Source organism: Roseicella frigidaeris (assembly GCF_003258945.1).
In the GTDB taxonomy this organism is placed as follows: domain Bacteria; phylum Pseudomonadota; class Alphaproteobacteria; order Acetobacterales; family Acetobacteraceae; genus Paracraurococcus; species Paracraurococcus frigidaeris.
Window position 1 is genome coordinate 1 of record NZ_QLIX01000011.1, and the last position, 24,692, is coordinate 24,692.

Annotated in this window: 21 protein-coding genes and 1 other RNA gene; 10 read left to right on the top strand and 12 right to left on the bottom strand. The window is 72.7% G+C overall.

Going from position 1 to position 24,692, the window contains the following annotated elements; translation table 11 throughout:
* The first annotated feature begins 157 nt into the window (after nucleotides 1–157).
* The 3 genes from DOO78_RS15085 (at nucleotide 158) to DOO78_RS15095 (ending at nucleotide 2,447) form a co-directional block, all read left to right on the top strand.
* Nucleotides 158–1,405 carry a NupC/NupG family nucleoside CNT transporter gene (locus DOO78_RS15085; RefSeq protein ID WP_207802919.1) on the top strand — a complete coding sequence of 416 codons (1,248 nt, stop codon included), beginning with the start codon at nucleotides 158–160 and terminating at the stop codon, nucleotides 1,403–1,405.
* Nucleotides 1,405–2,127, top strand: a complete 723-nt coding sequence (locus tag DOO78_RS15090; protein ID WP_111470692.1) for a DUF4336 domain-containing protein — start codon at nucleotides 1,405–1,407, stop codon at nucleotides 2,125–2,127. Before DOO78_RS15085 ends, DOO78_RS15090 begins: the two co-directional genes overlap by 1 nt.
* A gap of 131 nt (nucleotides 2,128–2,258) precedes the next feature.
* Nucleotides 2,259–2,447, top strand: coding sequence for a CsbD family protein (locus DOO78_RS15095; RefSeq protein WP_111470693.1), 189 nt, complete (start codon nucleotides 2,259–2,261; stop codon nucleotides 2,445–2,447).
* 140 nt (nucleotides 2,448–2,587) lie between these two features.
* Here the strand turns inward: DOO78_RS15095 and DOO78_RS15100 are convergent, their stop codons facing one another.
* The 6 genes from DOO78_RS15100 to ffs form a co-directional block, all read right to left on the bottom strand.
* The gene (locus tag DOO78_RS15100; RefSeq protein ID WP_111470694.1) at nucleotides 2,588–3,586 is read right to left on the bottom strand and encodes a polysaccharide pyruvyl transferase family protein; all 999 of its coding nucleotides are present in this window, start codon (nucleotides 3,584–3,586) and stop codon (nucleotides 2,588–2,590) included.
* Nucleotides 3,587–3,675: 89 nt separating this feature from the next.
* Entirely contained in the window at nucleotides 3,676–5,634 is a 1,959-nt protein-coding gene (locus DOO78_RS15105) for a hypothetical protein (protein ID WP_128080064.1), read from the bottom strand.
* A 189-nt stretch (nucleotides 5,635–5,823) separates the two neighbouring features.
* The gene (recR, locus tag DOO78_RS15110) at nucleotides 5,824–6,429 is read right to left on the bottom strand and encodes a recombination mediator RecR (protein WP_111470696.1); all 606 of its coding nucleotides are present in this window, start codon (nucleotides 6,427–6,429) and stop codon (nucleotides 5,824–5,826) included.
* 43 nt (nucleotides 6,430–6,472) lie between these two features.
* Nucleotides 6,473–6,808 (bottom strand): YbaB/EbfC family nucleoid-associated protein, encoded by a 336-nt coding sequence (locus DOO78_RS15115; RefSeq protein ID WP_111470697.1) that lies wholly within the window; start codon nucleotides 6,806–6,808, stop codon nucleotides 6,473–6,475.
* A gap of 9 nt (nucleotides 6,809–6,817) precedes the next feature.
* The gene (locus DOO78_RS15120; RefSeq protein ID WP_111470698.1) at nucleotides 6,818–8,785 is read right to left on the bottom strand and encodes a DNA polymerase III subunit gamma/tau; all 1,968 of its coding nucleotides are present in this window, start codon (nucleotides 8,783–8,785) and stop codon (nucleotides 6,818–6,820) included.
* Between the two features lie 88 nt (nucleotides 8,786–8,873).
* Nucleotides 8,874–8,971: signal recognition particle sRNA small type (gene ffs / locus DOO78_RS15125), an RNA gene on the bottom strand.
* Between the two features lie 112 nt (nucleotides 8,972–9,083).
* On the opposite strand from ffs, the gene nudC reads away from it, so the two are divergent.
* Nucleotides 9,084–10,010 (top strand): NAD(+) diphosphatase, encoded by a 927-nt coding sequence (gene nudC / locus DOO78_RS15130; protein ID WP_111470699.1) that lies wholly within the window; start codon nucleotides 9,084–9,086, stop codon nucleotides 10,008–10,010.
* 10 nt (nucleotides 10,011–10,020) lie between these two features.
* A complete protein-coding gene (locus DOO78_RS15135) occupies nucleotides 10,021–10,329 on the top strand; it encodes a phosphoribosylamine--glycine ligase (RefSeq protein WP_111470700.1) in 309 nt (102 codons plus the stop codon).
* 177 nt (nucleotides 10,330–10,506) lie between these two features.
* Here the strand turns inward: DOO78_RS15135 and polA are convergent, their stop codons facing one another.
* The 5 genes from polA to fsa all read right to left on the bottom strand — a co-directional run bounded on the left by polA (nucleotide 10,507) and on the right by fsa (nucleotide 16,294).
* Nucleotides 10,507–13,455, bottom strand: coding sequence for a DNA polymerase I (polA, locus tag DOO78_RS15140; RefSeq protein ID WP_111470701.1), 2,949 nt, complete (start codon nucleotides 13,453–13,455; stop codon nucleotides 10,507–10,509).
* A complete protein-coding gene (locus tag DOO78_RS15145) occupies nucleotides 13,439–13,675 on the bottom strand; it encodes a zinc-finger domain-containing protein (protein ID WP_111470702.1) in 237 nt (78 codons plus the stop codon). Before DOO78_RS15145 ends, polA begins: the two co-directional genes overlap by 17 nt.
* 207 nt (nucleotides 13,676–13,882) lie before the next feature.
* The gene (locus DOO78_RS15150) at nucleotides 13,883–14,842 is read right to left on the bottom strand and encodes a tyrosine recombinase XerC (RefSeq protein WP_243634565.1); all 960 of its coding nucleotides are present in this window, start codon (nucleotides 14,840–14,842) and stop codon (nucleotides 13,883–13,885) included.
* 121 nt (nucleotides 14,843–14,963) lie between these two features.
* Nucleotides 14,964–15,641 carry a DUF484 family protein gene (locus DOO78_RS15155; RefSeq protein ID WP_165838910.1) on the bottom strand — a complete coding sequence of 226 codons (678 nt, stop codon included), beginning with the start codon at nucleotides 15,639–15,641 and terminating at the stop codon, nucleotides 14,964–14,966.
* Nucleotides 15,638–16,294: a fructose-6-phosphate aldolase gene (gene fsa / locus DOO78_RS15160; protein WP_111470705.1), complete on the bottom strand. Its 657-nt coding sequence runs from the start codon at nucleotides 16,292–16,294 to the stop codon at nucleotides 15,638–15,640. The genes DOO78_RS15155 and fsa overlap by 4 nt, the downstream gene beginning before the upstream one ends.
* A gap of 110 nt (nucleotides 16,295–16,404) precedes the next feature.
* Between fsa and DOO78_RS15165 the strand changes: the two genes are divergently transcribed.
* The gene (locus DOO78_RS15165) at nucleotides 16,405–18,612 is read left to right on the top strand and encodes a primosomal protein N' (RefSeq protein ID WP_111470706.1); all 2,208 of its coding nucleotides are present in this window, start codon (nucleotides 16,405–16,407) and stop codon (nucleotides 18,610–18,612) included.
* 9 nt (nucleotides 18,613–18,621) lie between these two features.
* Here the strand turns inward: DOO78_RS15165 and DOO78_RS15170 are convergent, their stop codons facing one another.
* Nucleotides 18,622–19,863 carry an MFS transporter gene (locus DOO78_RS15170; RefSeq protein WP_111470707.1) on the bottom strand — a complete coding sequence of 414 codons (1,242 nt, stop codon included), beginning with the start codon at nucleotides 19,861–19,863 and terminating at the stop codon, nucleotides 18,622–18,624.
* 203 nt (nucleotides 19,864–20,066) lie between these two features.
* On the opposite strand from DOO78_RS15170, the gene DOO78_RS15175 reads away from it, so the two are divergent.
* The 4 genes from DOO78_RS15175 (at nucleotide 20,067) to atpD (ending at nucleotide 24,674) form a co-directional block, all read left to right on the top strand.
* On the top strand, nucleotides 20,067–20,660 hold the full coding sequence (locus tag DOO78_RS15175; protein ID WP_111470708.1) for a F0F1 ATP synthase subunit delta: 594 nt from the start codon (nucleotides 20,067–20,069) through the stop codon (nucleotides 20,658–20,660).
* A complete protein-coding gene (gene atpA / locus DOO78_RS15180) occupies nucleotides 20,660–22,195 on the top strand; it encodes a F0F1 ATP synthase subunit alpha (RefSeq protein ID WP_111470709.1) in 1,536 nt (511 codons plus the stop codon). The genes DOO78_RS15175 and atpA overlap by 1 nt, the downstream gene beginning before the upstream one ends.
* 28 nt (nucleotides 22,196–22,223) lie before the next feature.
* Nucleotides 22,224–23,114, top strand: coding sequence for a F0F1 ATP synthase subunit gamma (locus DOO78_RS15185; RefSeq protein ID WP_111470710.1), 891 nt, complete (start codon nucleotides 22,224–22,226; stop codon nucleotides 23,112–23,114).
* Nucleotides 23,115–23,246: 132 nt separating this feature from the next.
* Complete coding sequence (gene atpD, locus DOO78_RS15190; protein ID WP_111470711.1) at nucleotides 23,247–24,674, top strand: F0F1 ATP synthase subunit beta; 1,428 nt, start codon at nucleotides 23,247–23,249, stop codon at nucleotides 24,672–24,674.
* Nucleotides 24,675–24,692 lie beyond the last annotated feature (18 nt).

Below are 24,692 nucleotides of genomic sequence, written 5' to 3' on the forward strand. Positions count from 1 at the left end.
CTCCCGGACAGTCCGCCGGCTGGGGGCGCGCCCCCAGCCGGCGGCGCCCAAGTCTCTATCCCAGCGCCAAAGACACAAGCGAACCGGAGGTTCGCGCCCGGCGCCAAGGGGACTGCCCATGGGGACCGTTGATGGGTCACCATCAACGGTCGTTGGTATGAGCCTGCTGCAACTCCAGGCGCTGCTCGGCCTGCCGCTGCTCTGCCTGCTGGCCTGGGCCTGCGGCGGCTGCCGGCGCGGCGTGCGGGCGCGGGTGGTGGTGGCGGGGCTGCTCGGCCAGCTCCTCCTCGCCGGGGCGTTGCTGCACATCCCGCCGCTCCGCGCCGGCTTCGCCGCGGTGGGCGATGCGGTGGAGGCGCTGGCGCGGGCGACGCGGGCCGGCACCAGCCTGGTCTTCGGCTATCTCGGCGGCGGGCCGCTGCCCTTCGCCGAGACCGTGCCGGGCGGCAGCTTCATCCTCTTCTTCCAGGCGCTGCCGCTGATCCTGCTGGTCGGGGCGCTCTCGGCGGTGCTCTATCACTGGCGGGTGCTGCCCCGGGTGGTGGATCTGCTGGCGGGCGGGCTGCGCCGTCTCTTCGGCCTCTCCGGCGCCTGCAACCTCTCGGTCGCCGCCAATGTCTTCGTCGGCATGGTGGAGGCGCCGCTGCTGATCCGGCCCTGGCTCGGCACGCTGACCCGGGCGGAGCTCTTCGTCACCATGGTCGCCGGCCTCGCCACCATCTCGGGCAACATGCTGGTGGTCTATGCGACGATGATCGCGCCGGTGGTGCCCGACGCCGCCGGCCAATTGCTGACCGCGAGCCTGATCGCGGCGCCCGCCGCCATCCTCGCCGCCCTGCTGATGCGGCCCGAGGAGGCCGTGCCGGGGGCGGCGGCGCCGGAGGGCGCGATGCCGCGACTCTACGACAGCACCATGGACGCGCTGGTGCGCGGCACCGCCGACGGGCTGCAATTGCTGCTCGGCATCATGGCCTCGCTCATCGTCTTCGTGGCGCTGGTGGCGCTGCTGAACGCCATGCTCGAGCCGCTGACCGGCCTGACGCTGGAGCGGATCGCCGGCTTTGTCTTCTGGCCGCTGGCCTGGGCGATGGGCGTGCCGGCCGAGGAATGCGCGACGGTCGGGCAGAGCCTCGGCATCAAGGTGGTGGTGAACGAGTTCGTCAGCTACCTGCAGCTCGCGGCGTCCGGCGGCGCCGGCCTCTCCGAGCGCTCACGCATCATCCTCACCTACGCGCTCTGCGGCTTCACCAACTTCGCCTCGGTCGGGATCATGGTCACCGGCATGGCGGCGCTCTGCCCGGAGCGGCGGGCGGAGATCACCGCGCTCGGCCTGCCGAGCCTCGTCGCCGCCAGCATCGCCTGCTGCATGGCGGGCGCCACGGTCGGCGTGCTGACGCCGCCCTGATGCAGGGGGCCGTCCACAGGGCGCTGCCGCAGCCCATCGCGGCCGATCTCTGGCTGGTGGAGGGCGGGCCGCAGCGCGTGCTCGGCCTGCCCATCCCTTTGCGGATGACCGTGCTGCGCCTCGCCGGTGGCGGGCTTTGGCTGCATTCGCCGGTGCCCTACGGGGCGGACCTCGCTTCGGCCTTGCAGGCGATCGGGCCCGTCCGTCACCTCGTCGCGCCCGGCACGGCGCATTGGACGCATCTGCCGGGCTGGCAGGCCGCCTTTCCGGTGGCGCGGCTCTGGGCGGCGCCGGGCGTGGTCGCGCGGGCGGCGCGGCAGGGCGTGGCGCTGCGGGCGCATGGCGTGCTCGGGCCGGTCCCGGCGCCCGACTGGGCCGGGCAGATCGACCAGGCGATGCTGGAGGGGCTGGGCTTCGTCGAGATCGCCTTCCATCACCGGGCGAGCGGCAGCCTCATCCTCACCGACACGGTGCAGGCCATGGCGCCGGCGCAGCTGCCGCGAGGCCTCGGCTGGCTGCCGCGACTGCTCGGCGCGGCAGCCCCGGACGGTGGGACGCCGCTGCATGTCCGGCTGCTGCTGCTCCGGCACCGCCGCCGCAACCGCGCAGCCCTGCAGCGGCTGCTGGAGCTGGCGCCGCGGCGGGTGATCTTCGCCCATGGCGCCTGGTTCGCCGAGGATGGCGCGGCGCGGCTGCGGCGGGCCTTCGCCTGGCTGATGTGAGGGAGCGGGGCGACGCATCGCGACATTTCGCAATCGAGGCGGAGGGGCGGCACCGGCAACCCTGGCGCCCGCGGCCGCGTTTCCCCTGCCAGAAGCCGCCGCGAATTGCGGAGGCGGACGGAGGATCTGCCATGGACAAGGACCGGATCGAGGGCGCCGCCAAGCAGGTGAAGGGCGCCGTGAAGGACATGGCCGGCAAGGTGACCGGCGACACCAAGCTCCAGGCCGAGGGCAAGGCCGACAAGGCCGAGGGCAAGGTGCAGAACACCGTCGGTGGCGCCAAGGACAAGGTGCGCGACGCGGTCGACCCGAATCGCTGAGAGGGGTCGGTTTCGGCTGGACCTGGGCGGCGCTGGCGCGCTGCCCGCCAGCCGGCCCATTGATCCTTCTTGCTGAGTGACCCTGGATGCCGCCGCGGGATGGAGATCGGCCCGTGGCGGCATTCGTCATTGCGGCGCCTTCACTGCCAGGCGAGTTGCGTCAGCAAGGCTTCGGGCAGGGGCCATTGCGCCTGATCGAAGCCGACCTTCTGGGCCAGCGGAAAGGCCTCGAAGAAGCTGTCGAGCCGCGGTGGGGCGAGCGGCGACCAGAGACGGTTGACGGACCGGATCACCTGATCCCAGCGCGTCGTCTCGTGCCGCTGCTGCGCGATCCCTGGCAGATGGCTGCGGCCGGCGCCCCGGTAGAAATCCGCGAAGCGATGATCGACCTCGCCGGCCTCCAGGTCGGAGCGGATCTCGCCCTGGCCCGTGAAGGGGAAGGGCAGGCAGGGGATGCCGTAGGTCTCGGCGATGATGAGACCGTGCAGGCTGACGCTGACGATGCGCCGGCAGGAGAGGATCTCCACCAGCTTGCCGTGGAAGCCGGCCCAGCTCGCCTCATGCAGCGTCGAGATGATCTTCACGCCATCGGCCTCGCCGCCGCGGTAGCGGGGATGATCGGTGCGCGCATCGAGGGCGATCTTGTCGAGTTCCGAGATGTGCACGATGACACCGAGCTCATGCGTCGGCGGCCTCGACGGCCGGGCTATGATGCGCGGCAGGAACCAGGCGCCGTCGCCATAGATGGGCGGGGCGGGGATGCCGGCCTGCAGCAGCGTACGGCGGCTGTTCGGGCCACGCGTCGCATGCACGATATAGCGCGTGTGCGGCGCCGCCGCGAAGCCGGCCGATCGGTTGCCGAAGCTGCGGATCTTGGCGTCGACGCCGGTGCCCCAGAAATGCACCGTGCCCCATTTCGCGTCCTGGCCGATCGTGCCGATCGCGGCCAGCCGGGTTCCGTGGCTGGCATGCGGGGTGTGGATCGAGGCGCAGCCACTGATCGCCCCGACGACGACGGGGCTGGCGACGTCGCCGAGATTGGCGATGCCGCGGCTGACGACGCGGGCCCAGGTGAGGGGCACCTTGCCGCCCTGCTGGCGCACGGCGTCGTCGAGATCGAGATGGGGGCTGAAACTCATTGGCCTGCGTTTCCCGGCACCGTTGTCCGCCTCCCACGGGGTTGGCCCGCAGGAGGCAACACGGTGTGCAGGCTCCGCCTTACGGTTTCCTAATCATGCGGGTTCCCGACGAAGCCGAGGACCACCCAGGGCTGGGTTTCGGAATTGGTCTCGGCCGAGAGCGAGGAGCAGCGTACCTCGAGCCCCTCCTCGCGCGCCTGCGTGGCCCGTGCGAGCTGGCGGAGCAGCACGGTCTCGATCATGTCCAGCCTGTCGGCATGGCGCGCCTCGATGCTCCGCAGCGTCACGACCGGGCTCTGCCGCAGGGCGCGCAGCATGCGCAGGGTCAGGCCGGCATGGAAATTCCAGAACGCCATGCTCAGGCGCGGCTTGCCGCCGCCATCCTTCCAGTGAATGCCGACGGTATCGACCTTACGCGGCTTCTCCGCCCACATGAACCGGCCCGTGACCAGCGCATAGGCATTGAGCCCACGGTCGATCGCCGCCGCGATCCGCTCGTCCGGCAGCCAGGGCGCGGCATGGATGAGGGCGAGGAGCGCGGCGCTCTGGCAGTCGACATGCATGTCGCGGACGCTGCGCACGCCCATCAGGAAGCCGGTCTCCGGCCCGGCGATGTCGCCGGGCAGCGTCACCTGGAATTGCAGCAGCACCTCGACCAGGTCGGCGAGGCGCTTGCGGTACTGCTCCTCGCCCGTCGACCGCATCATGGTCGCGACCGCGAGGATGACGAAGGCGAGTTGGCGGCAGAACACCGTGTTCTTGCCATCCCAGAAGGCCCTCACGAATTGGGCATCGTAGACCTCGAGGTAGCGGTCGGTCATGCGCCGCATCTCGTCGGCAAGGCCCGGCGGCGCCTCCACCTCGCCGGAGGCGAACATCGCATGGGCCTTGGCGAAGGCATTGATCTCCACGCCGTAGTCGTAGGAGATCGAGAGATCGCGCGGCCAGGCGTCAGGCGGCATGTCGGAGGCCTGCCGCATCAGGCGCAGATACTCGGCGGCTTCGTCGTAGAAGCCACCGGCGGTGAGCAGCTTGTCCTCGGCCGCGACCAGCCGGGTGCCGCGATGCGCCCCAGGGAATCGATAGGCGGCGACCACCCAGTGCAGCCGCTTCTGCTTCTGCACCACGCGCAGCTCGTGCAGATTCCCCGGCGTGAGGGAGCGGGTATGCACGCCGAGGGCGAAGCCGCGCATCTCCTCCTGCGCCAGGCTGTAATATTCGGCGCCGGTCGCCGGCAGCGTGACGTTGCCGTCCTTGTCGGCCACGTGCCAGGCGACCGCACCGGCCGGCGAGAGGATGCCGACGCGGCCGTAATGCACGTTGTTGCGGCCATGGCTGAGATTGTCGTGGCCGATGGTGAGGATGACGTCCTCGATCTCGACGCCCGGCGCGATCTCGAGCGCGGCCTCGACCTGCACGAGCATGGTGCGGGCATCGATGCGGTAGGTGTAGGTGATGCGGCCGAGCGGCTGCGGCGCGCCGTCGGGCGAGAAGCGCAGGTCGCTGCCGTGGTGGGCGACGAGGACGCCCTTCTCCTCGCGGCCGCTGACCTCGGCGATGGCGTCCTCGACATCGAGCGTATAGGGCTTGCCGCGATGGCCGAAATGCACGTAGTTGCCGGTGAGGAACAGGTTCTCCGCTGTTCGCGCATCGTGGAAGCGGATGCCGAGCATCACGGTGCCCTGCTTCAGCCGGACGCCCACATGCATCATGGAATGCACGTAGCGGCCGTCCTCGGCGGTGCCGGAGGTGCGTGACAGCCGCGGCGCGCTGATCCGGCGGAAGACGAAGGGCGCCTCGCACATGCCGTGCAGGAAGCGTAGGATCTCCAGCGCCTGCTGCGGATAGGCCCGCCAGAAGGCCGGGCGCGCGAGCATCTCGACGACCTTGGCGTTGTCGTCGGTCCAGACCCAGGTGTCGCCGTCCATCTGCAGCTCGGTCTCGGCAACGGCCTGGATCGGCCCGCTCGGGCTGCCGCCGCAGGGGCGGAGCAGCTTGCGCATCAGGAAGCCGGCATAGGGGGAGGGGTCGAAATTCTCGGAACGCATGCGCAGCAACCTGACCCTTTCGCGGCGGCGGCGCGACGATCAGGGCGCGACACCCGCCATCTCGATCCACGGACGTCCCACGGATAGAGCCGGAATTGGTTGCCCGTTTCATGCCTGGGGGGCGCGCAACGCGCGGGTATCGGGGGCGTCCGGCCGCGGCGCCCCGCGCCGATGGTCGGCCCGCCGGCGTCAGACCGCCCGGCGCGCCTTCAGCGCCGCCGCCAGCGTGCCCTCGTCCAGCACGTCGAGGGCGCCGCCGATCGGCACGCCCTGGGCCAGCCGGGTCACCTGCACCCCGGTCGGCCGCAGCCGGTCGGTCAGGTAATGCGCCGTCGTCGCGCCATCGACCGTCGCCGGCAGGGCGAGGATCACCTCCCGCACCGGCTCGGCGGCGCCCTCGATCCGCCCGAGCAGCGGCCGCACGGCGAGGTCCTCCGGCCCGATGCCGCCCAGCGCCGAGAGCGTGCCGCCCAGCACGTGGTAGAGGCCGCGATGGGCATGCGCCCGCTCCAGCGCCCAGAGCTCGGAGACGCCCTCCACCACGCAGATCAGCCCCTGGTCGCGCTGCGGGTCGCGGCAGATGGCGCACGGGTTGACCGCATCGAGGTTGCCGCAGATCCGGCAGGGCTGCACCGCCGCCGCCGCCGCCCGCAGCGCCTCGGCCAGCGGCAGCATCGCCTGCTCGGGCTGCATCAGCATCCGCAGCACCGCCCGCCGGGCGCTGCGCCGGCCGAGGCCGGGCAGCCGCGCCAGCAGCCCGATCAGATGCTCGATGGGGTTCGGGTCGGTCGCCATGCCGGGGCCGCCGCGCCGGGCGGGCCCGGCGGCGCGGATGCGGTCAGAAGGGCAGCTTCAGGCCGCCGGGCAGCCCGCCCGGCAGGTTCAGCCCGGCGGTCGCCTTCTGCATCTCCTCGGCCATCTGCGCCTCGACCTTCTGCTTGGCATCGGCATGCGCCGCCACCAGCAGGTCTTCCAGCACCTCGCGCTCATCGGCGCTCATCAGGCTGGGGTCGATGGCGACGCGCTTCAGGTCGCCCTTGCCGGAGAGCGAGACCTTCACCATGCCGGCGCCCGACTGGCCCTCCACCACGGTGGCCTCCAGCTTGGCCTGCATCTCCTGCATGCGCGCCTGCATCTGCTGCGCCTGCTTCAGCATGTTGCCCAGATTCTTCATGGCCTCGGCCTATCGCTCCTCGTCAGGAGGTGGAACATCGTCATAGCCGGCCGGTTCTTCCAGCTCGGTCGGCGGGATGTCGCCCGGCTCGGCCTCCGGCAGCTCCTCGGCGGAGGCCGCCGGGGTCATGGCGCCGCCCAGCCCATAGGCATCCGCCGTCGCATCCCGCACCGCCTCGATGCTGCTGCCGGGGAAGGCGGCGAGCACCGCCTGCACCAGCGGATGGCTCTGCGCCACGGCGCGGCGGCTGGCCTCGGCGGCGCGGCCCTGATCGGCGAGCGTCGGCTCGCCCTCCGCCTGGCTGAGGGCGATGGTCCAGCGCTGCCCCGTCGCCTCCTGCAGCAGGGCGCCGAGCTGCCCGGCCAGGTCGCGCGGCGCGGCCGGAAGGGGGCGCAGCTCGAGTCGCCCCGGCGTCACCCGCACCGGATGCACGCTGTGGACGAGATGCGCGTGCAGCATCGGCTTGCGGCCGGAGGCGAGGGCGACGACCTCGCGCCAGGAGGTCGGGGCGGCATCGGCCGGCGCGGCCACCGCCGCGGCCAGGGCGCCGCCGCCGCCAATGGCACGCAGCCCGCCGCCATGGCCGTTCGGCTGTCCACTAGGGCGGGGCGCGCCGGCCGGCAGGGCGCCGCCCTCGGCCAGGCGCCGCACCAGGTCGCCCGGTGTCGGCAGCTCGGCGACATGCGCCAGCCGGATCAGCACCATCTCGGCCGCGGCGCGCCGGTCCGGCGCCTCGTTCACCTCGCCGAGCCCCTTCAGCAGCATCTGCCAGGCGCGGCCGAGCACCGGGATGGCGAGGCTGTCGGCGAGCGCCGCGCCGCGGGTCCGCTCGCCCTCGGTGAGGGCGGGATCGTCGCGCAGCGCCGGCACGCTCTTCAGCCGTGTCAGGGTATGGGTCAGCTCCAGCAGGTCCTGCAGCACCACCGCCGGATCGGCGCCGCGCTCATGCGCGCGGTCCATCAGGCCGAGGGCGGCCGGCATGTCGCCCGCCATCACGGCCTGCATCAGGTCGAGCACCAGGGCGCGGTCGGCGAGGCCGAGCATGTCGCGCACCGCCTCGGCGGTGACGCTGCCCTCCGGCCCGCCGAGCGCGATCGCCTGGTCGAGCAGCGAGAGCCCGTCGCGCACCGAGCCATCGGCGGCGCGCGCCAGCATGGCCAGCGCCTCCGGCTCGATCGCCACCCGCTCCTTCCCGGCGATGCCGGCGAAATGCGCCCGCAGCACCTCCTGCGGCACGCGCTTGAGGTGGAAGGTCTGGCAGCGCGAGAGGATGGTCGCCGGGACCTTCCGCAACTCGGTGGTCGCCAGCATGAATTTCACCTGCGCCGGCGGCTCTTCCAGCGTCTTCAGCAGCGCGTTGAACGCCGCCGTCGAGAGCATGTGGACCTCGTCGAGGATGATGACCTTGAAGCGACCCTGGGCGGGGCGGTAGCGCAGGCGCTCGCGCAGCTCCCGCACGTCGTCGATGCCGTTGTTGGAGGCGGCGTCGAGCTCCTGCACGTCCGGGTGGCGGTCGGCGAGGATGGCGCGGCATTCGGCGCAGACGCCGCAGGGCTCGGGCGTCGGCCCGCCGGTGCCGTCCGGCCCGATGCAGTTGAGGGCGCGGGCGATGATGCGGGCGGTCGTCGTCTTGCCGACGCCGCGCACGCCGGTGAGCATGAAGGCATGCGCCACGCGGTTCTGCGCGAAGGCATTGCGCAGCGTGCGGACCAGCGCCTCCTGGCCGATCAGCTCGGCGAAGCTGCTGGGGCGGTATTTCCGGGCGAGCACCCGGTAGGGCGTGGCGGCGGGCTCGGGCGCGAGCGGCGGCGCCGGGCTGGGCGCCGGTGCGGGCGCCGCCGGGGCGGGCGCGGCCGCCGGGGCGGGCGCGAGCGCGTCACCGAACAGGCCGGGGCCCTCGGGCGGCGGCGGCGCGGGCAGCGACTCCTCGGCGGGGGCATCTGGCGTCCCGGTCTGGCCGAAGAGGGAGGAGGGCATCGGGGCGGCGGGTTCCTGCTGGCCTGTCCTGCCGGCCGGAGGGCCCGCCGGGCCAAGGCGAGAGCGGGGCGGCGCGCCCCGTGAGGACGGTGGAAGGCCGACAAACGACCCGGGCAAGAACCCGTTACGGCTGCTTCCTTCCGGACCTGACCGGGTTGGCGAGGAGCCCGTCCGCGCCGACCTTCCGCCGGCACCTATAGCATGTCCCCCCACCCCCAACACAATGGAGGGGGGCGGAACGACCGGCCGGCGCGCCCCGGTTGCCGGCCGGGGTCGCGCATGGCAGGGTCCGGTTCCCATGCTCTCCATCCCCGCCAGCCGGCCGAACGCCTATACGGGCAGCCCCCTCGACCGCGCCGCGACCCGGCGCGAGGACGCCGCCTGGATCGCCGCCGCCCTCACCGATCCCGGGACGCTCTTCGCCCCGGTCTGGCGCAGCCGCAGCCTGATGAAGGGCGTGCAGGAGGGCCAGCCGGAGGCGGTGCTGATCACCGGCGCCGCCGCCGAGGCGATGCGCATGGCGGGCGGCCCCTGGGCCTTCCTCGGCCTGTGGGAGGGGCGGCCGGTCTTCACGGTCGACTGCTCGCAGGCGGAGGACCCGCTGCCGCTGCTGCCCGATGCCATGGGCAGCTTCACCGATCTCCGTGCCGTCGCCGGCCTGCTGCCGCCGGGGGAGGCGAGCGTCCTCGCCCATGCCCGCGGCCTGATGCACTGGCGCACCAAGCACCGCTTCTGCGGCGTCTGCGGCCATGGCTGCGAGGCGCGCTCGGCCGGCCATGTGATGGTCTGCAGCAATTGCCGGGCGCAGCATTTCCCGCGCACCGACCCGGCGGTGATCATGCTGGTGGTGCGGGAGGGGCATTGCCTGCTCGGCCATTCGCAGCGCTTCCCGAACAGCACCATGTACTCGACCCTCGCGGGCTTCGTGGAGCCGGGCGAGAGCCTGGAGGAGGCGGTGCGGCGCGAGGTGCTTGAGGAATCCGGCATCGTGGTCGGCGAGGTGCACTACCACTCCTCGCAGCCCTGGCCCTTCCCCTCCTCGATCATGCTCGGCTTCCATGCCGAGGGCCTCTCGGAGGCCATCACCATCGACGAGACGGAGTTGCGCGACGCCCGCTGGTTCAGCCGGGAGGAGATCCGCAACCCGTCCGCCCATGGCTTCGCCCTGCCGCGCGCCGATTCGATCGCCCGGCGGCTGATCGAGGACTGGATCGCCCAGGCATGAGTCGGGTGCCATGAGGCGTCTGCCGGCCTTTCTGCTGCCGGGGCTCGTCCTGCTGGGGGCCTGCGGCCTGTTCGGCCCGCCGGGCCCGCCGGTCCCGCGCGACGAGGACACGCCGCAGCACGAGGCCTGCCGGTCCGAGGCGCGCAACAGCCCCGAGGTGCTGGCGCTGAACCGCCAGATGAACCCGTCCAACCAGTGGAATGTCGACCGCCTGGCGGGCGAGGTGCGGCGCGCGGAGAACCGGGCCTACCGCACCTGCCTCGCCGCCCATGGCCTCGGCCCGCCGGGCGGCGTCGAGGCGCAGGTGCCGCGCAACTGATCTGACGGCGGCTCCACGACACTGTGTGGCGTCCTGGGACCGCTTGAGGCGCCTGTCAAAGCCGTCGCTGTCCGTTGCCCTGCCGCGGCTTCGCCGCGGCAGGCTGTGACGCCCCTCTGGCAGGAGGGGATTCCATGGGGCCCCCGCGACGGCGCGCAGCGACGTCGTGGGGATGACCTAGTGCGCCTCGGCCCAGCTCCGGCCGGTGCCGACCTCGACCGCGAGCGGCACGCGCAGCGTCACCACCCCCTCCATCACCGCGCGGACCAGCGCGGCGGTGGCCTCCACCTCCGCCTCCGGCACCTCGAAGACCAGCTCGTCATGCACCTGCAGCAGCATGCGGCCGGAGAGGCCGGCCTCCCGCAGCGCGCCCGGCACGCGCACCATGGCGCGCTTGATGATCTCCGCCGCGCCGCCCTGGAAGGGGGCGTTGATGGCCGCCCGCTCGGCGCCGGCGCGGCGCACCATGTCGCGGGCGCCGATATCGGGGATCCACAGCTTCCGCCCGAAGGAGGTGGAGACGTAGCCCTGCAGCCGCGCCTTCTCCTTCAGCCGCTCCATGGCGTCGCGGATGCCGGGATACTGGCCGAAATAGGCGTCGATGATGCCGCGCGCCTCGACCGGCGGGATGCCGAGGCGGGAGGCCAGGCCGAAGGCGGACATGCCGTAGATGATACCGAAATTGATCGTCTTGGCGCGCCGCCGCGCCTCGCGGTCCACCGTGCCGGGGGCGAGGCGGAAGATGTCGGCGGCGGTGCGGGCGTGGATGTCCTCGCCCTTCTCGAAGGCCTCGCGCAGCGCCGGGACATCGGCGAGATGCGCCAGCAGCCGCAGCTCGATCTGGCTGTAATCGGCCGAGAGCAGCAGATGCCCCGCCTCGGCGACGAAGGCGCGGCGGATGCGCGCGCCCTCCTCGGTGCGGATCGGGATGTTCTGCAGGTTCGGCTCGGTCGAGGAGAGCCGGCCCGTGGCGGCGACCGCCATGGCGAAATCCGTGTGCACCCGGCCATCGCGCGGGTCGATCGCCGCGGTCAGCCCGTCGACATAGGTGGATTTCAGCTTCGAGAGCTGCCGCCAGTCCAGCACCTTGCGGGCCAGCGGCACGCCCTGGACCGCAAGCTCCTCCAGCACGCTGGCATCGGTGCCCCAGGCGCCCGAGGCCTTGCTGCGCTTGCCGCCCGGCAGCTTCATCTCGTCGAACAGGATCTCGCCGAGCTGCTTCGGCGAGCCGACATTGAAGGGCCGCCCGGCGAGGCCGTGGATCTCCTGCTCCAGCGCCGCCATGCGGCCGGAGAAATCCTCGCCGATGCGGGCCAGCTCGGCGCCGTCCACCTTGATGCCGGCGAGTTCCATGTCGCGCAGCACCGCGACCATGCGCCGCTCCACCTGCTCGTAGAGGGCGAGAGCGCCCTCCGGCAGCAGCCGCGGCCTCAGCACCTGCCAGAGCCGCAGCGTGACATCGGCATCCTCGGCGGCATAGGCCGTGGCCTTGTCGAGCGGCACGCGGTCGAAGCTGATGCGGGCGCGGCCGGTGCCGGTCACCTCGTCGAAGCCCATCGGCTTGTGGCCGAGATGCAGCACCGAGAGCTCGTCCATGCCATGCCCGTGCCGCCCCGCCTCGAGGGCGTAGGAGATCAGCATGGTGTCGTCGACCGGCGTGACGGCGATGCCGCCATTCTCGGCGCGGCAGAGCACCTCGAGATCGTATTTGGCGTTCTGCAGCAGCTTCAGCACGCTGCGGTCGGTCAGCAGAGGCCGCAGCGCCTCGATCGCCTGATCGAAGGGGATCTGCTCCGGCGCCGCCACCGGCTCGCTCAGCATGTCGGCCTGCGGGTTGCCCGGCGCGACATGGCGGAGCGGGATGTAGCAGGCGCGGCCCGGCGCGGTGGCGAGGCAGATCCCGACCAGCCGCGCCCGCAGCGCGTTCAGGCTGTCGGTTTCGGTGTCGAGCGCGACCAGGCCGGCCGCCCGCGCCTCGGCGATCCAGGGCTCGAGCGCGGCGAGCGTCGTCACCGTCTCATAGGGGCCGAAGGGCGCCTTGCCGGCATCGGGCTCGGCGGGGGCCGCGCGGGTGGCGGCCGCCGCGGCGGCATGGGCGGCGACCGCGCTGTTCCGCGCCCGCGACCCGGCATCGCCGGCCGCCTCGCCGAGCCCCATGCGGGCGAGCACGCTGCGGAAGCCCTGGGTCTGCAGGAATTGCGCGAGCGTCCTCGGCTCCGGCGGCCGCACCGCCAGCTCCTCCACCGGCAGGGTGAGCGGCGCGGCCTCGTCGAGCGTCACCAGCCGCTTGGAGAGGCGGGCCTTGTCGGCATGGCCGACCAGCGCCTCGCGCCGCTTCGGCTGCTTGATGCCGCCCGCCTTCTCGAGCAGCGTCTCGAGGTCGCCATATTCGGTGATGAGCTGCGCCGCGGTCTTGATGCCGATGCCGGGCACGCCAGGGACGTTGTCGGTCGGGTCGCCGGCCAGCGCCTGGACGTCGGGCACCTTCGCGGGGGGGACGCCGAATTTCTCCTCGACCTCGGCCTCGCGGATCGGCTTCTGCTTGATCGGGTCGAGCATCTGCACGCCCGGCCGCACGAGCTGCATCAGGTCCTTGTCGGAGGAGACGATCGTCACTTCGCCGCCCTCGGCGGTGAACTGCCGGGCATAGGCGGCGATCATGTCGTCCGCCTCGAAGCCCTGCTGCTCGATGCAGGCGACGCCGAAGGCGGCGGTCGCCTCGCGGATCAGGGCGAATTGCGGCACCAGCTCGGGCGGCGGATCGGGGCGGTGCGCCTTGTAGTCGGGGAAGATCTCGTTGCGGAAGGTGGTGCGGCTGGCGTCGAAGACCACGGCCAGGTGGCTGCCGCGATGATCGGTGAGGAAGCGGCTCAGCATCTGGGTGAAGCCGTAGACGGCGTTCACCGGCGTGCCGTCCGGCCGGGTCATCGGCGGCAGGGCGTGGAAGGCGCGGAAGATGTAGCCGGAGCCGTCGACGAGCACGAGATGCCGCGCCCCGGGCAGGGTGACGGGCACTGCCTCGGCGGCGGCGGTCGCGCCGGCGAGGGCGCCGCCGCGGGGCCGGTCGCCCGCGGGCGCCGGCTCGGCCTCGGGCGGCGCGGCGCCGTCCTCAGTGATGGCCGTCATCCCCGGCGCCGGGCTTCAGCACATAGGTGATGGAGCAATAGGGGCAGGTCACCTGCTCCTCGCCGGGCGACATGCGCAGCCAGACCCGCGGATGGCCGAGGGCGGCGAGGCCGATCTCGCCGTCGCAGGGCACGGCGCGGCTCTCCACCTCGACCCGCTGCTCGGGCGTGATGCCGGGGATGGGCTTCGGCGCATAGCCGGTCAGTTTGCCGTCGCGCATCGGGGCGTCCTCGCAGTCTGGGGCATGGGGTGGCCCAGCATAGGCCAGAACGCCCCAGGGCGCGACGGGGTGGCCATGGGGAAGGCCGGAGCGCCCTTTGCCGTCCGTCGCCACCCGGTGCCCTGCCGCGGCAGGCCGTGACGCATCCCGGACCCGAGGCGAAGCCCGGGGCCCCCGCGAAGACGCGCGGCGGCTTCGCGGGGCGAGTCAATCCGCGCGCGGATGCGCCTTCCGCCAGGTGGCCAGCAGCCCGGCGGCATCGACGGCGGTGTAGCGCTGGGTGGTGGAGAGGCTGGCATGGCCGAGCAATTCCTGGATCGCCCGCAGGTCGGCGCCGCCGCCGAGCAGATGCGTGGCGAAGGAGTGGCGCAGCGCATGCGGCGTCGCATGCTCCGGCAGGCCGGCGAGGCGGCGCCAGTCGCGCAGCGTCTTCTGCGCCACCGCCGGATCGAGCCGGCCGCCGCGGGCGCCGAGGAACAGCGGCGCCTCCGGCGGCGCGCCGGGGCGGAGCGCCAGGTAGTCGGCGATCGCCTGGCGCACCGCCGGCAGCACCGGCACCAGCCGCGGCTTGCCGCCCTTGCCGGTGACGCGCAGCGCCGCCTCGCCGCCGGGCAGCGGCGCATCGCGGATATCAAGGGCGAGCGCCTCGGCGATGCGCAGACCGCAGCCATAGAGCAAGGTGAACAGGGCGATGTCGCGCGCCGCCTGCTCGGCCGGGCGCTCGGCGCGCGCCGGGTCATGCGCCTGGCCGACGCCGGCGGCGGCTTCCAGCGCCTGGTCCGGGGTCAGGGCGCGCGGCACCGCGGGCGGCAGGCGCGGCCCGCGGATGGTGGCGAGCGCCAGCGGCTCGCGGCCCTCGGCACGGGCCAGCCAGCGGAGGAAGCCGCGGATGGCGGCAAGCTGGCGGGCGCGCGTCGCGGCGCCGGCGCCGGCCGAGGCGCGGGCGGCGAGGAAGGCACGGAGATCGGCGGCGCGCAGCGCGCCGAGCGCCGCGGGGCCAGGCTCCTCGCCGAGATGGCCGGCGAGGAAGCGCAGGAAATCCGTGAGATCGCGGCCATAGGCCTCGACGGTGTTGGCGGCGGCGCGGCGCTCGCGGGCCAGCCAGTCGAGGAAGCGGTGGCGGGCGGCCTCGCCGGTCTCGGGCGGGCCGGCATAGGCGGCGGGCAAGGGCCCGGCGGGCGGTCTGGCGGGCGGTCCGGCGGGGCTGGCGGCAGCGGGGGACGGGCGCCGCGCCGGGGCTCCCGGCCGGCCTCGCCGCGCGCCGCCCGGCATGCCGCGGTGTCTCCCCCTAGCGCGCCAGGGCGGCCGCGACGGCGCGGCCGAGGAAGGCGAGGGTGGCGATGGCCTGCTTGTTCGGCAGCGCCTGCGGGTCCCGCGCGCCGAGGGCGAGCAGGGTCGGCGTGCCGGTCCAGACCGGCACCCGCACCAGCGCGTCGCGGGCGACCAGCGGCGCCGCCTCCTCGTGCAGGGTCTCGGTCTCGGTCGGCGCCTGCCGCACCAGCGCGTCGCGGCCCGGCCCCATCAGCCGCGCCACGGTGCCGCGCGGCAGGTGCAGCACGCCGCGACGGTCCGGCTTCTCGCTGAGCAGGGTGCAGGTCTCGATGCCGAGCAGGGCCGGCAGCTCCTGCGTCACCGTCTCGATGACGTCGGTGCTGCGCATCAGGGCCAGCACGGCGAGGCGGACGCGGATGGTCAGGCCGTAGCCGGCGCGGCCGGCGATGACGGCGGCGTCCACCTCGGCCTCGAGGCTGCGGACGCGGCGGCGCTCGGCGGCCAGCATCGCCGCCATGTGGTCGGCGATGCGCTCGCCATGGACGCGGCGCGGCGGGGAGAGGCTGCGGAACAGCTCCGGCCGCTCGGCGAGGAAGTCCGGATGGGATCGCAGGAAGGCGGCGACCGCGTCGGGGCTCGGCAGGTCGAGCTCGGCGTCGGCCTCGGCGCTGGCGCCGGGGAGGGTCGCGGTCACAGGATGCTCTGGCCCGTCTTGCGCCAATCCGCCAGGAAGGCCTCGAGCCCCCGGTCGGTCAGCGGATGCTGGAGGAGCTGGCGGATGACGGCGGGGGGCAGGGTCGCCACCTCGGCGCCGAGCTTGGCGGCCGCGACCAGGTGCCCCGGGTGGCGGATGGACGCTACCAGGACTTCTGTCTTAAGGTGGGGATAATTGCGGTATATTTTCACGATGTCTTCGATGAGCCGCATGCCGTCGGTGGCGATGTCGTCGAGGCGGCCGACGAAGGGCGAGATGAAGGTCGCGCCCGCCTTGGCGGCGAGCAGCGCCTGCGCGGGGGAGAAGCAGAGGGTGACGTTGACCATGGTGCCCTCGCCCGAGAGGGTGCGGCAGGCGCGCAGCCCGGCCTCGGTCAGCGGCACCTTCACCGCGACATTGGGCGCGAGGTCGCGCAGGTACCGGCCCTCGGCCAGGATGGGCTCGTATTCGGTGGCGGTCACCTCGGCCGAGACCGGGCCCGGGGTGATCGAGCAGATCTCCCGGATCACCTCGGCCATCGGGCGGCCTGACTTGGCGATGAGGCTCGGGTTGGTGGTGACGCCGTCCACAAAGCCGGCCTCGGCGAGGGATCGGATCTCCCTCACCTCGGCGGTGTCCACGAAGAATTTCATGGGCAAGGGGATCCTTCGATGGCGCGCAACGGCCGAGGTCCCGGCAACGCGTTGTGCAATTTTCTGAGCAAGGGTAGCCGATTTTGTCCGGGTCGGAAAAGCGCCGCGGTATGAAAGACACGGCCATTGTGGCCGCGCGGACACGGGTATCGGTCCTGCTGCCGCTGCCGCTGGCAGGGGCCTACGACTATGCTGTGCCCTCTTCCATGACCATCCGTCCAGGAGAATTTGTCTCCGTACCTCTCAACCATAGAGAGTTGGTCGGCGTGGTCTGGGATCCTCCTCCGACTCCGGACCTGAACCCGATCCCCGACCGGCGGTTGCGTCCCATCTCCGGCACCCTGCCGGTGCCGCCGATGACCGAGAGCCTGCGCCGCTTCGTCGACTGGATCGCCGCCTACACGCTGAGCCCGCCCGGCGCGGTGCTGCGCATGGCGATGAGCGTGCCGGCGGCGCTCGAGCCGCCAACGCCGCAGGCCGGCTGGGTGCTGGCGCCGCCGGGCGGCAACAGCCGGCCCCGCATCACCCCCGAGCGGCAGCGGGTGCTGGACGCCCTGCGCCCGGGCGAGGTGCAGGCCGGGGCGCCGCTCGCCGAGGCGGCGCGCGTCTCCCTCGGCGTGCTGCGCGGCATGGCCGAGAACGGGCTGATCCGCCCGGCGCTGCTGCCGCATCGCCGCCGCTTCGCCCGGCCCGACCCGGCGCATCCCGGACCGGCCCTCGCCGCGGACCAGCGCGAGGCCGGGGCCGCGCTGCGCGCCGCGGTGGCCGCCCGCCGCTTCGGGGTGACGCTGCTGACCGGGGTGACGGGCTCGGGCAAGACCGAGGTCTATCTCGATGCCGTCGCCGAATGCCTCACCCAGGGCCGGCAGGCGCTGGTGCTGCTGCCCGAGATCGCCCTCTCGGCGCAGTGGCTGGACCGCTTCCGGGCGCGCTTCGGCGTGGCGCCGGCGCTCTGGCATTCCGAGGTGACCTCGCGCACCCGCCGCGACACCTGGCGGGCGGTGGCGGAGGGCGAGGCGCCGGTGGTGGTCGGCGCCCGCAGCGCGCTCTTCCTGCCCTTCCCCGATCTCGGCCTGGTCATCGTCGACGAGGAGCACGAGACCGCCTTCAAGCAGGAGGAGGGCGTGGTCTACCACGCCCGCGACATGGCGGTGGTGCGGGCGCGGCTGTCGCAGGCCGCCTGCGTGCTGGTCTCGGCGACGCCCTCGCTCGAGAGCCTGACCAATGCCGAGACCGGCCGCTACGCCCTGCTGCACCTGCCCGAGCGGCATGGCGGGGCACGGCTGCCGGCGGTCGAGGTGCTCGACCTGCGGCGGACGCCGCCCGAGCGCGGCCGCTTCCTGGCGCCGCCCCTGGTCGAGGCGGTCGGCGAGACGATCGGGCGCGGCGAGCAGGCCATGCTGTTCCTGAACCGCCGGGGCTATGCGCCGCTTACCCTCTGCCGGCATTGCGGCCACCGGATGCGCTGCCCCAACTGCACCGCCTGGCTGGTCGAGCACCGGGCGAAGCGCCTGCTGCAATGCCACCATTGCGGCCATGCCGAGCCGCCGCCGGCGGAATGCCCGGAATGCGGCACCGCCAACAGCCTGACCGCGGTCGGCCCCGGCGTGGAGCGGGTGCTGGAGGAGGCGACGGCGCTCTGGCCGGAGGCGCGGCGGCTGGTCATGGCCTCCGACACCCTGCCGGGCCCGGCCGCGGCGGCGGAGGCGGCGCGCGCCATCCAGGACCGCGAGGTCGATCTCATCATCGGCACGCAGATCGTGGCCAAGGGCTGGCATTTCCCGCATCTCACCCTGGTCGGCGTGGTGGATGCCGATCTTGGCCTCGCAGGCGGCGATTTGAGGGCAGCCGAGCGCACGGTGCAGTTACTGCACCAGGTGGCCGGCCGGGCCGGCCGCGCCGAGGCGCCCGGGCGGGTGCTGCTGCAGAGCTTCTCGCCCGAGCATCCGGTGATGCGGGCGCTCGTCTCCGGCGACCTCGAGGCCTTCATGCAGGAGGAGGCGGCGATGCGCCGCCCCGGCCACTGGCCGCCCTTCGGCCGGCTGGCGGCGCTGATCGTCTCCTCCGAGGAGGAGCGGGAGGCGGACCGCACGGCGCGCGATCTCGGCCTCGCCGCGCCGGGCGGGGAGGGGGTGCAGGTGCTCGGCCCCGCCCCGGCGCCGCTCGCCCTGCTGCGCGGCCGCCATCGCCGCCGGCTGCTGCTGAAGACCCGGCGCGACATCGCGGTGCAGCCGATCCTGCGCGACTGGCTGGCCCGGGTGGCGGTGCCGAACCATGTCCGGGTGCAGGTGGATGTGGACCCGGTCGGCTTCCTCTGACGGCGCCGCTCAGCCGCTGGCCCGGCCGGCGGCCGGCCGCCGGCCGGTCAGCAGCAGCGCCGCCGCGGCGAGCTGCAGCGCCATCGCCAGGGCCGGCGGCGCCACCGGCCCCCAGCCCGCCATCGCGCTGCCGAAGAGCGCCGGGCCGAAGGCGTAGAAGCCCTGGTTCACCGCGGTCAGCAGGGCCAGCACCGCCGTCACCTGCCCGGCCGGCCATTCCGCCTGGGCGATGAGCGGCGGCAGGGAGAGCAGGTTGCCGATCCCGAGGCCGAAGAGCAGCACGCCGGCCAGCAGCGCCGGGGCGCTGCCGGGCGCGGCGGCGAGCAGGGCGCAGCCGGTCGCCTGCAGCAGGAAATTGGCGCTGCCGGCGAAGCGCCGGTCGAGTCCCGGCGGCAGCGCCGTGCCGACCACGGTGCGGCCGACCACCGCGCAGGCGGTGGCGAGGCTCATGGCGCCGCCCGCCCCCGCCTCGCCGAGCACCGGGGCGAGGAGGGAGAAGAGCGTCGTCAGCAGCCCCATCTGCGCGACCAGGCCCAGGGCGAAGGCGAGCGAGAGGCTGCGGAAGCAGGGCTGCCGCCAGAGCGGGCCGGCCGGGGCGGCGGCGGGGCGGGGCGGCGGCGGCGTCGCCGCGCCGTCCGGATGCAGGCCGAGATCGGCCGGCACCCGGCCGAGCCAGCGCCCGGCGATCGGCCAGCTCGCCAGCGCCACCAGCAGGGCGAGGCAGGCCGAGGCGCCGGCGAAGCCGAAGGCGCCGATCAGCACCGCCCAGAGCGGCGTGAACAGCACCCCGCCGAGACTCGCGCCGTTGAAGGCCATGGAGAGGGCGGCGCCGCGGCGGCGGTCGAACCAGGGGGCGACCATGGCATTGATCGCAACCCCGCTGGTCAGCGCCCAGCCGAGGGCGGTCAGCAGCGCCGCCGGCACCATGTGCCAGGGCGCCGCGGCATGGCCCCAGGCAAGCGCGCCGGCCGCGCAGGCGAGCATCCCGGCCCGCGTCACCGCCACCAGGCCGAAGCGCCGGTGCAGCGCCGGCAGCCGGGTCACTAGCGCGCCGCTGGCCAGGAAGTGCAGCGTGATCGCCGCCGAGATCAGCGAGGGCGACCATCCTTCCCGAGCGTGCAGCGCGTGCAGATAGACCGACGGCCCGTAGAAATTGAGTCCCCAGCTGAACACCGCGATGACGAAGGCGGCCGCGACCACCTGCCAGCCGAAGAAGATGCCCGTCCGCTCCTGCCCCGTCCGCGCCTGCATTGTCGGCCCGCCCTGCCTCCCCGCCGCGGCCGGATTCCTGGCGCGGCCCGCCGGTTTCCGGCTTCGGGCCGGCCCGAACCGTTCCTGCCCGGGCCAGATTGCGGGGGCGTACACCCCATGGTAAAGGCCCTGCGCCGCGCCGGCGGAAGCCTGGTGGCGGGACCCGCGCATGCGCATCCTCTGGAACAGGACCCGGAACGCCCGTGGCCTCCGCCGAGACCATTTCCTCCTCTGCGTCCACCCCCTCCGGCCTTGCCGAGCGCTATGCGCAGGCCTTGATCGGCCTCGCGGATGACCGTCGGCAGACGGACCCCGCGGCGGTGGACCGCATCGCCGCCGATCTCGACCGCCTCTTCGCGCTGTGGCGCGAGGACGAGACCTTCCGCGCCTTCGTCGCCGATCCGCGCCTCGACAGCGCCTCGCAGAAGAAGGGCGCCTTCGCCGTCCTCGACCGCGCCGGCATCAGCGGCGAGGTGCGCAACCTGGTCGGCGTGCTGATCGCCAACCGCCGGCTGTCGCAGCTGCCGCAGGTGGCGCAGGCCTTCGGCGCGCTGCTCGCCACGCGCCGCGGCCAGCAGGCCGCCTTCGTCACCAGCGCGCATCCGCTGAACGACACCCAGCGCGCGCAGATCAGCGCGCGGCTGACCGAGGCCGGCTATTCCGGCGTCAGGCTCACCGAGCAGGTCGATCCCTCGATCCTCGGCGGCCTGATCGTGCGGATCGGGTCGCGGCTCTACGACAACAGCATCAAATCCAAGCTGCAGCGCCTGCAGTACGCCATGAAGGGGGCCGCCTGATGGACATCCGTCCCGCCGAGATCTCGGAGATCCTGAAGCAGCAGATCGCCGGCTTCGACACCGAGGCGAACGTGGCCGAGGTCGGCACCGTGCTGACGATCGGCGACGGCATCGCCCGCGTCTACGGCCTGCAGAACGTCATGGCCGGCGAGCTGGTCGAGTTCCCCTCCGCCGGCCTGAAGGGCATGGCGCTGAACCTCGAGCACGACAATGTCGGCGTCGTGATCTTCGGCCCGGACGAGCATATCCGCGAGGGCGACACGGTGCAGCGCACCGGCACCATCGTGGACGCGCCGGTCGGCAAGGGCCTGCTCGGCCGCGTGGTGGACGGGCTCGGCAACCCGATCGACGGCAAGGGCCCGCTGCAGAACGTCGAGCGCCGCCGCGTCGAGGTGAAGGCGCCTGGCATCATCCCGCGCAAGTCGGTGCATGAGCCGATGCAGACCGGCATCAAGGCGATCGACGCCCTGATCCCGATCGGCCGCGGCCAGCGCGAGCTGATCATCGGCGACCGGCAGACCGGCAAGACGGCGGTGATCGTCGACACGATCATCAACCAGAAGCCCATCAACGCCTCGGGCGACGAGAGCAAGAAGCTCTACACCATCTATGTCGCGGTCGGGCAGAAGCGCTCCACCGTGGCGCAGCTCGTGCGCACGCTCGAGGAGAACGGCGCGCTCGAGTACTCGATCGTCGTCGCCGCCACCGCCTCCGACCCGGCGCCGATGCAGTTCCTCGCCCCCTATACCGGCTGCACCATGGGCGAGTTCTTCCGCGACAACGGCATGCACGCGGTCATCTTCTATGACGACCTCTCGAAGCAGGCCGTCGCCTACCGCCAGATGTCGCTGCTGCTGCGCCGCCCGCCGGGGCGCGAGGCCTATCCGGGCGACGTCTTCTACCTGCATTCGCGCCTGCTCGAGCGCGCGGCGAAGATGAACGACGATTTCGGCGCCGGCTCGCTCACCGCGCTGCCGGTCATCGAGACCCAGGCGGGCGACGTCTCGGCCTACATCCCGACCAACGTCATCTCGATCACCGACGGCCAGATCTTCCTGGAGACGGAGCTGTTCTTCAAGGGCATCCGCCCGGCGGTGAATGTCGGCCTCTCGGTCTCGCGCGTCGGCTCGGCGGCGCAGATCAAGGCGATGAAGCAGGTGGCCGGCCGCATCAAGCTGGAGCTGGCGCAGTACCGCGAGATGGCGGCCTTCGCGCAGTTCTCCTCCGACCTCGACGCCTCGACCCAGGCGCTGCTCGCCCGCGGCGCGCGGCTGACCGAGCTGCTGAAGCAGCCGCAGTTCAAGCCGGTGCCGGTCGAGGAGCAGGTGGTGGCGATCTTCGCCGGCACCCGCGGCTATCTCGACAAGCTGCCGGTGAACTCGGTCGGCGAGTTCGAGCGGCGCCTGATCGGCGAGCTGAAGGCCACGCAGCCGGACATCCTGGACTCGATCCGGACCGACCGCGAGATCAAGAAGCCGGTCGAGGACAAGCTGGTCGCCTTCCTCGACAGCTTCGCCAAGTCCTTCGTGGCCTGAGGCCGGGAGCCCAGAGGGGGAGCAGCCGATGGCGAGCCTGAAGGACCTGCGCGGGCGGATCAACAGCGTGAAGAACACGCGCAAGATCACCCAGGCGATGAAGATGGTGGCGGCGGCGAAGCTGCGCCGCGCCCAGGCGCAGGCCGAGGCGGCGCGCCCCTATGCCGAGCGGATGGAGGCGATCCTCGCCTCCCTCGGCGCGGCGGTGGCGAGCACCCCGGGCGCCCCGCAGATGCTGGTCGGCACCGGCGAGGACCGGGTGCACCTGCTGGTGGTGGTGACCGCGGATCGCGGCCTGGCCGGCGGCTTCAACACCAATGTCGGCCGCCTGGCGCGGGCCCGCATCCGCGCCCTCGAGGCCGAGGGCAAGGTGGTGAAGGTGCTGACGGTGGGGCGCAAGGGCGCCGCCTATCTGCGGCGCGACTTCGCCAGCCGCATCGTCGGCGAGATCACCTTCATGGGCAAGAAGCGGGTCGAGTTCTCGGATGCCGAGGCGGTCGCGGTCCGGGTGACCGAGATGCTGGAGGAGGGCGAGTTCGACGTCTGCTCGCTGCTCTACAACCGCTTCCGCAACGTGATCACCCAGATCCCGACGGATCAGCGCCTGATCCCGGCGCCGCTGCCCGAGGGCCAGGTGACGGCCCCGGCCGCCGCCGGCCCGCAGGCGCAGTACGAGTACGAGCCGGCCGAGGAGACCATCCTCGCCACGCTGCTGCCGCGCAACCTGGCGATCCAGATCTACCGCGCGGTGCTCGAGAGCACCGCCGGCTTCTACGGCAGCCAGATGACCGCGATGGACAACGCCACGCGGAACGCCGGCGACATGATCAATCGACTGACGCTCAACTACAACCGCACGCGCCAGGCCAACATCACCAAGGAGCTGATCGAGATCATCTCCGGCGCCGAGGCTGTGTGATGCGATCGCGGAGCGCGCTTGCCGCGCGGAGCGTGAATCGCATCATCCGAATCCTGGCGATGCGATCGCGGAGCGCGCTTGCCGCGCGGAGCGTGAATCGCATCACCCGAACCGATTGAGGAGCTAGGAACCATGAAGAACAATGTCGGGCAGATCGCCCAGGTTCTCGGCGCCGTCGTGGACGTGCAGTTCCCGGGCGAGCTGCCGGCCATCCTGAACGCGCTCACCACCAAGAACGGCGACAACACCCTCGTCCTCGAGGTGGCGCAGCACCTCGGCGAGCGCACCGTCCGCTGCATCGCCATGGACACGACCGAGGGCCTGGTCCGCGGCCATGAGGTGGTCGATACCGGCAAGGGCATCACCGTGCCGGTCGGCAACGGCACGCTCGGCCGCATCCTCAACGTCATCGGCGAGCCGATCGACGAGCGCGGCCCGGTGCCGCACGACAAGAGCTACACGATCCACCGCGAGGCGCCGCCCTTCGACGAGCAGGCGACCTCGGCCGAGATCCTGGTCACCGGCATCAAGGTCATCGACCTCCTCGCCCCCTACCTGAAGGGCGGCAAGATCGGCCTGTTCGGCGGCGCCGGCGTCGGCAAGACCGTGACCATCCAGGAGCTGATCAACAACGTCGCCAAGGCGCATGGCGGCGTCTCGGTCTTCGCCGGCGTCGGCGAGCGGACGCGCGAGGGCAACGACCTCTACCACGAGATGGTCGATGCCGGCGTCATCAAGCTGGGCGAGGGCACGACCGAGGGCTCCAAGGTGGCGCTGGTCTATGGCCAGATGAACGAGCCGCCGGGCGCCCGCGCCCGCGTCGCCCTCTCCGGCCTCTCGGTGGCGGAGTATTTCCGCGACGAGCAGGGCCAGGACGTGCTCTTCTTCATCGACAACATCTTCCGCTTCACCCAGGCGGGCGCCGAGGTCTCGGCGCTGCTCGGCCGCATCCCCTCGGCGGTGGGCTACCAGCCGACGCTGGCCACCGACATGGGCGCGCTGCAGGAGCGGATCACCTCGACCAAGAAGGGCTCGATCACCTCGGTGCAGGCCATCTACGTGCCGGCCGACGACCTGACCGACCCGGCGCCCGCCACCTCCTTCGCCCATCTCGACGCGACGACGGTGCTCTCGCGCTCGATCGCCGAGCTCGGCATCTTCCCGGCGGTCGACCCGCTCGACTCCACCTCGCGCGCCCTCGATCCGCGGATCGTCGGCGACGAGCACTACCGGGTGGCCCGCGAGGTGCAGCGCATCCTGCAGACCTACAAGTCGCTGCAGGACATCATCGCCATTCTCGGCATGGACGAGCTCTCGGAGGAGGACAAGCTGGTCGTCGCGCGCGCGCGGAAGATCCAGCGCTTCCTCAGCCAGCCCTTCCACGTCGCCGAGGTCTTCACCGGCACGCCGGGCGTCTTCGTGAAGCTCGAGGACACGATCCGCAGCTTCGCCGCCATCACCTCGGGCGAGTACGACCACCTGCCGGAGGCGGCCTTCTACATGGTCGGCACCATCGAGGAGGCCGTGAAGAAGGGCGAGACGCTCAAGGCTGCCGCTTAAGCGGCAGGCTTGAGGCTT

Coding starts and splice junctions, on each gene's coding strand:
- DOO78_RS15145 (WP_111470702.1), bottom strand. CDS start 13,675: ATGCGCGACGGCAAACTGACCGGCTATGCGCCGAAGCCCATCCCCGGC.
- atpD (WP_111470711.1), top strand. CDS start 23,247: ATGAAGAACAATGTCGGGCAGATCGCCCAGGTTCTCGGCGCCGTCGTG.
- polA (WP_111470701.1), bottom strand. CDS start 13,455: ATGACGGCCATCACTGAGGACGGCGCCGCGCCGCCCGAGGCCGAGCCG.
- DOO78_RS15135 (WP_111470700.1), top strand. CDS start 10,021: ATGAGGCGTCTGCCGGCCTTTCTGCTGCCGGGGCTCGTCCTGCTGGGG.
- DOO78_RS15165 (WP_111470706.1), top strand. CDS start 16,405: ATGAAAGACACGGCCATTGTGGCCGCGCGGACACGGGTATCGGTCCTG.
- DOO78_RS15090 (WP_111470692.1), top strand. CDS start 1,405: ATGCAGGGGGCCGTCCACAGGGCGCTGCCGCAGCCCATCGCGGCCGAT.
- recR (WP_111470696.1), bottom strand. CDS start 6,429: ATGGCGACCGACCCGAACCCCATCGAGCATCTGATCGGGCTGCTGGCG.
- DOO78_RS15085 (WP_207802919.1), top strand. CDS start 158: ATGAGCCTGCTGCAACTCCAGGCGCTGCTCGGCCTGCCGCTGCTCTGC.
- DOO78_RS15100 (WP_111470694.1), bottom strand. CDS start 3,586: ATGAGTTTCAGCCCCCATCTCGATCTCGACGACGCCGTGCGCCAGCAG.
- DOO78_RS15185 (WP_111470710.1), top strand. CDS start 22,224: ATGGCGAGCCTGAAGGACCTGCGCGGGCGGATCAACAGCGTGAAGAAC.
- DOO78_RS15105 (WP_128080064.1), bottom strand. CDS start 5,634: ATGCGTTCCGAGAATTTCGACCCCTCCCCCTATGCCGGCTTCCTGATG.
- DOO78_RS15115 (WP_111470697.1), bottom strand. CDS start 6,808: ATGAAGAATCTGGGCAACATGCTGAAGCAGGCGCAGCAGATGCAGGCG.
- DOO78_RS15170 (WP_111470707.1), bottom strand. CDS start 19,863: ATGCAGGCGCGGACGGGGCAGGAGCGGACGGGCATCTTCTTCGGCTGG.
- DOO78_RS15120 (WP_111470698.1), bottom strand. CDS start 8,785: ATGCCCTCCTCCCTCTTCGGCCAGACCGGGACGCCAGATGCCCCCGCC.
- DOO78_RS15095 (WP_111470693.1), top strand. CDS start 2,259: ATGGACAAGGACCGGATCGAGGGCGCCGCCAAGCAGGTGAAGGGCGCC.
- atpA (WP_111470709.1), top strand. CDS start 20,660: ATGGACATCCGTCCCGCCGAGATCTCGGAGATCCTGAAGCAGCAGATC.
- nudC (WP_111470699.1), top strand. CDS start 9,084: ATGCTCTCCATCCCCGCCAGCCGGCCGAACGCCTATACGGGCAGCCCC.
- fsa (WP_111470705.1), bottom strand. CDS start 16,294: ATGAAATTCTTCGTGGACACCGCCGAGGTGAGGGAGATCCGATCCCTC.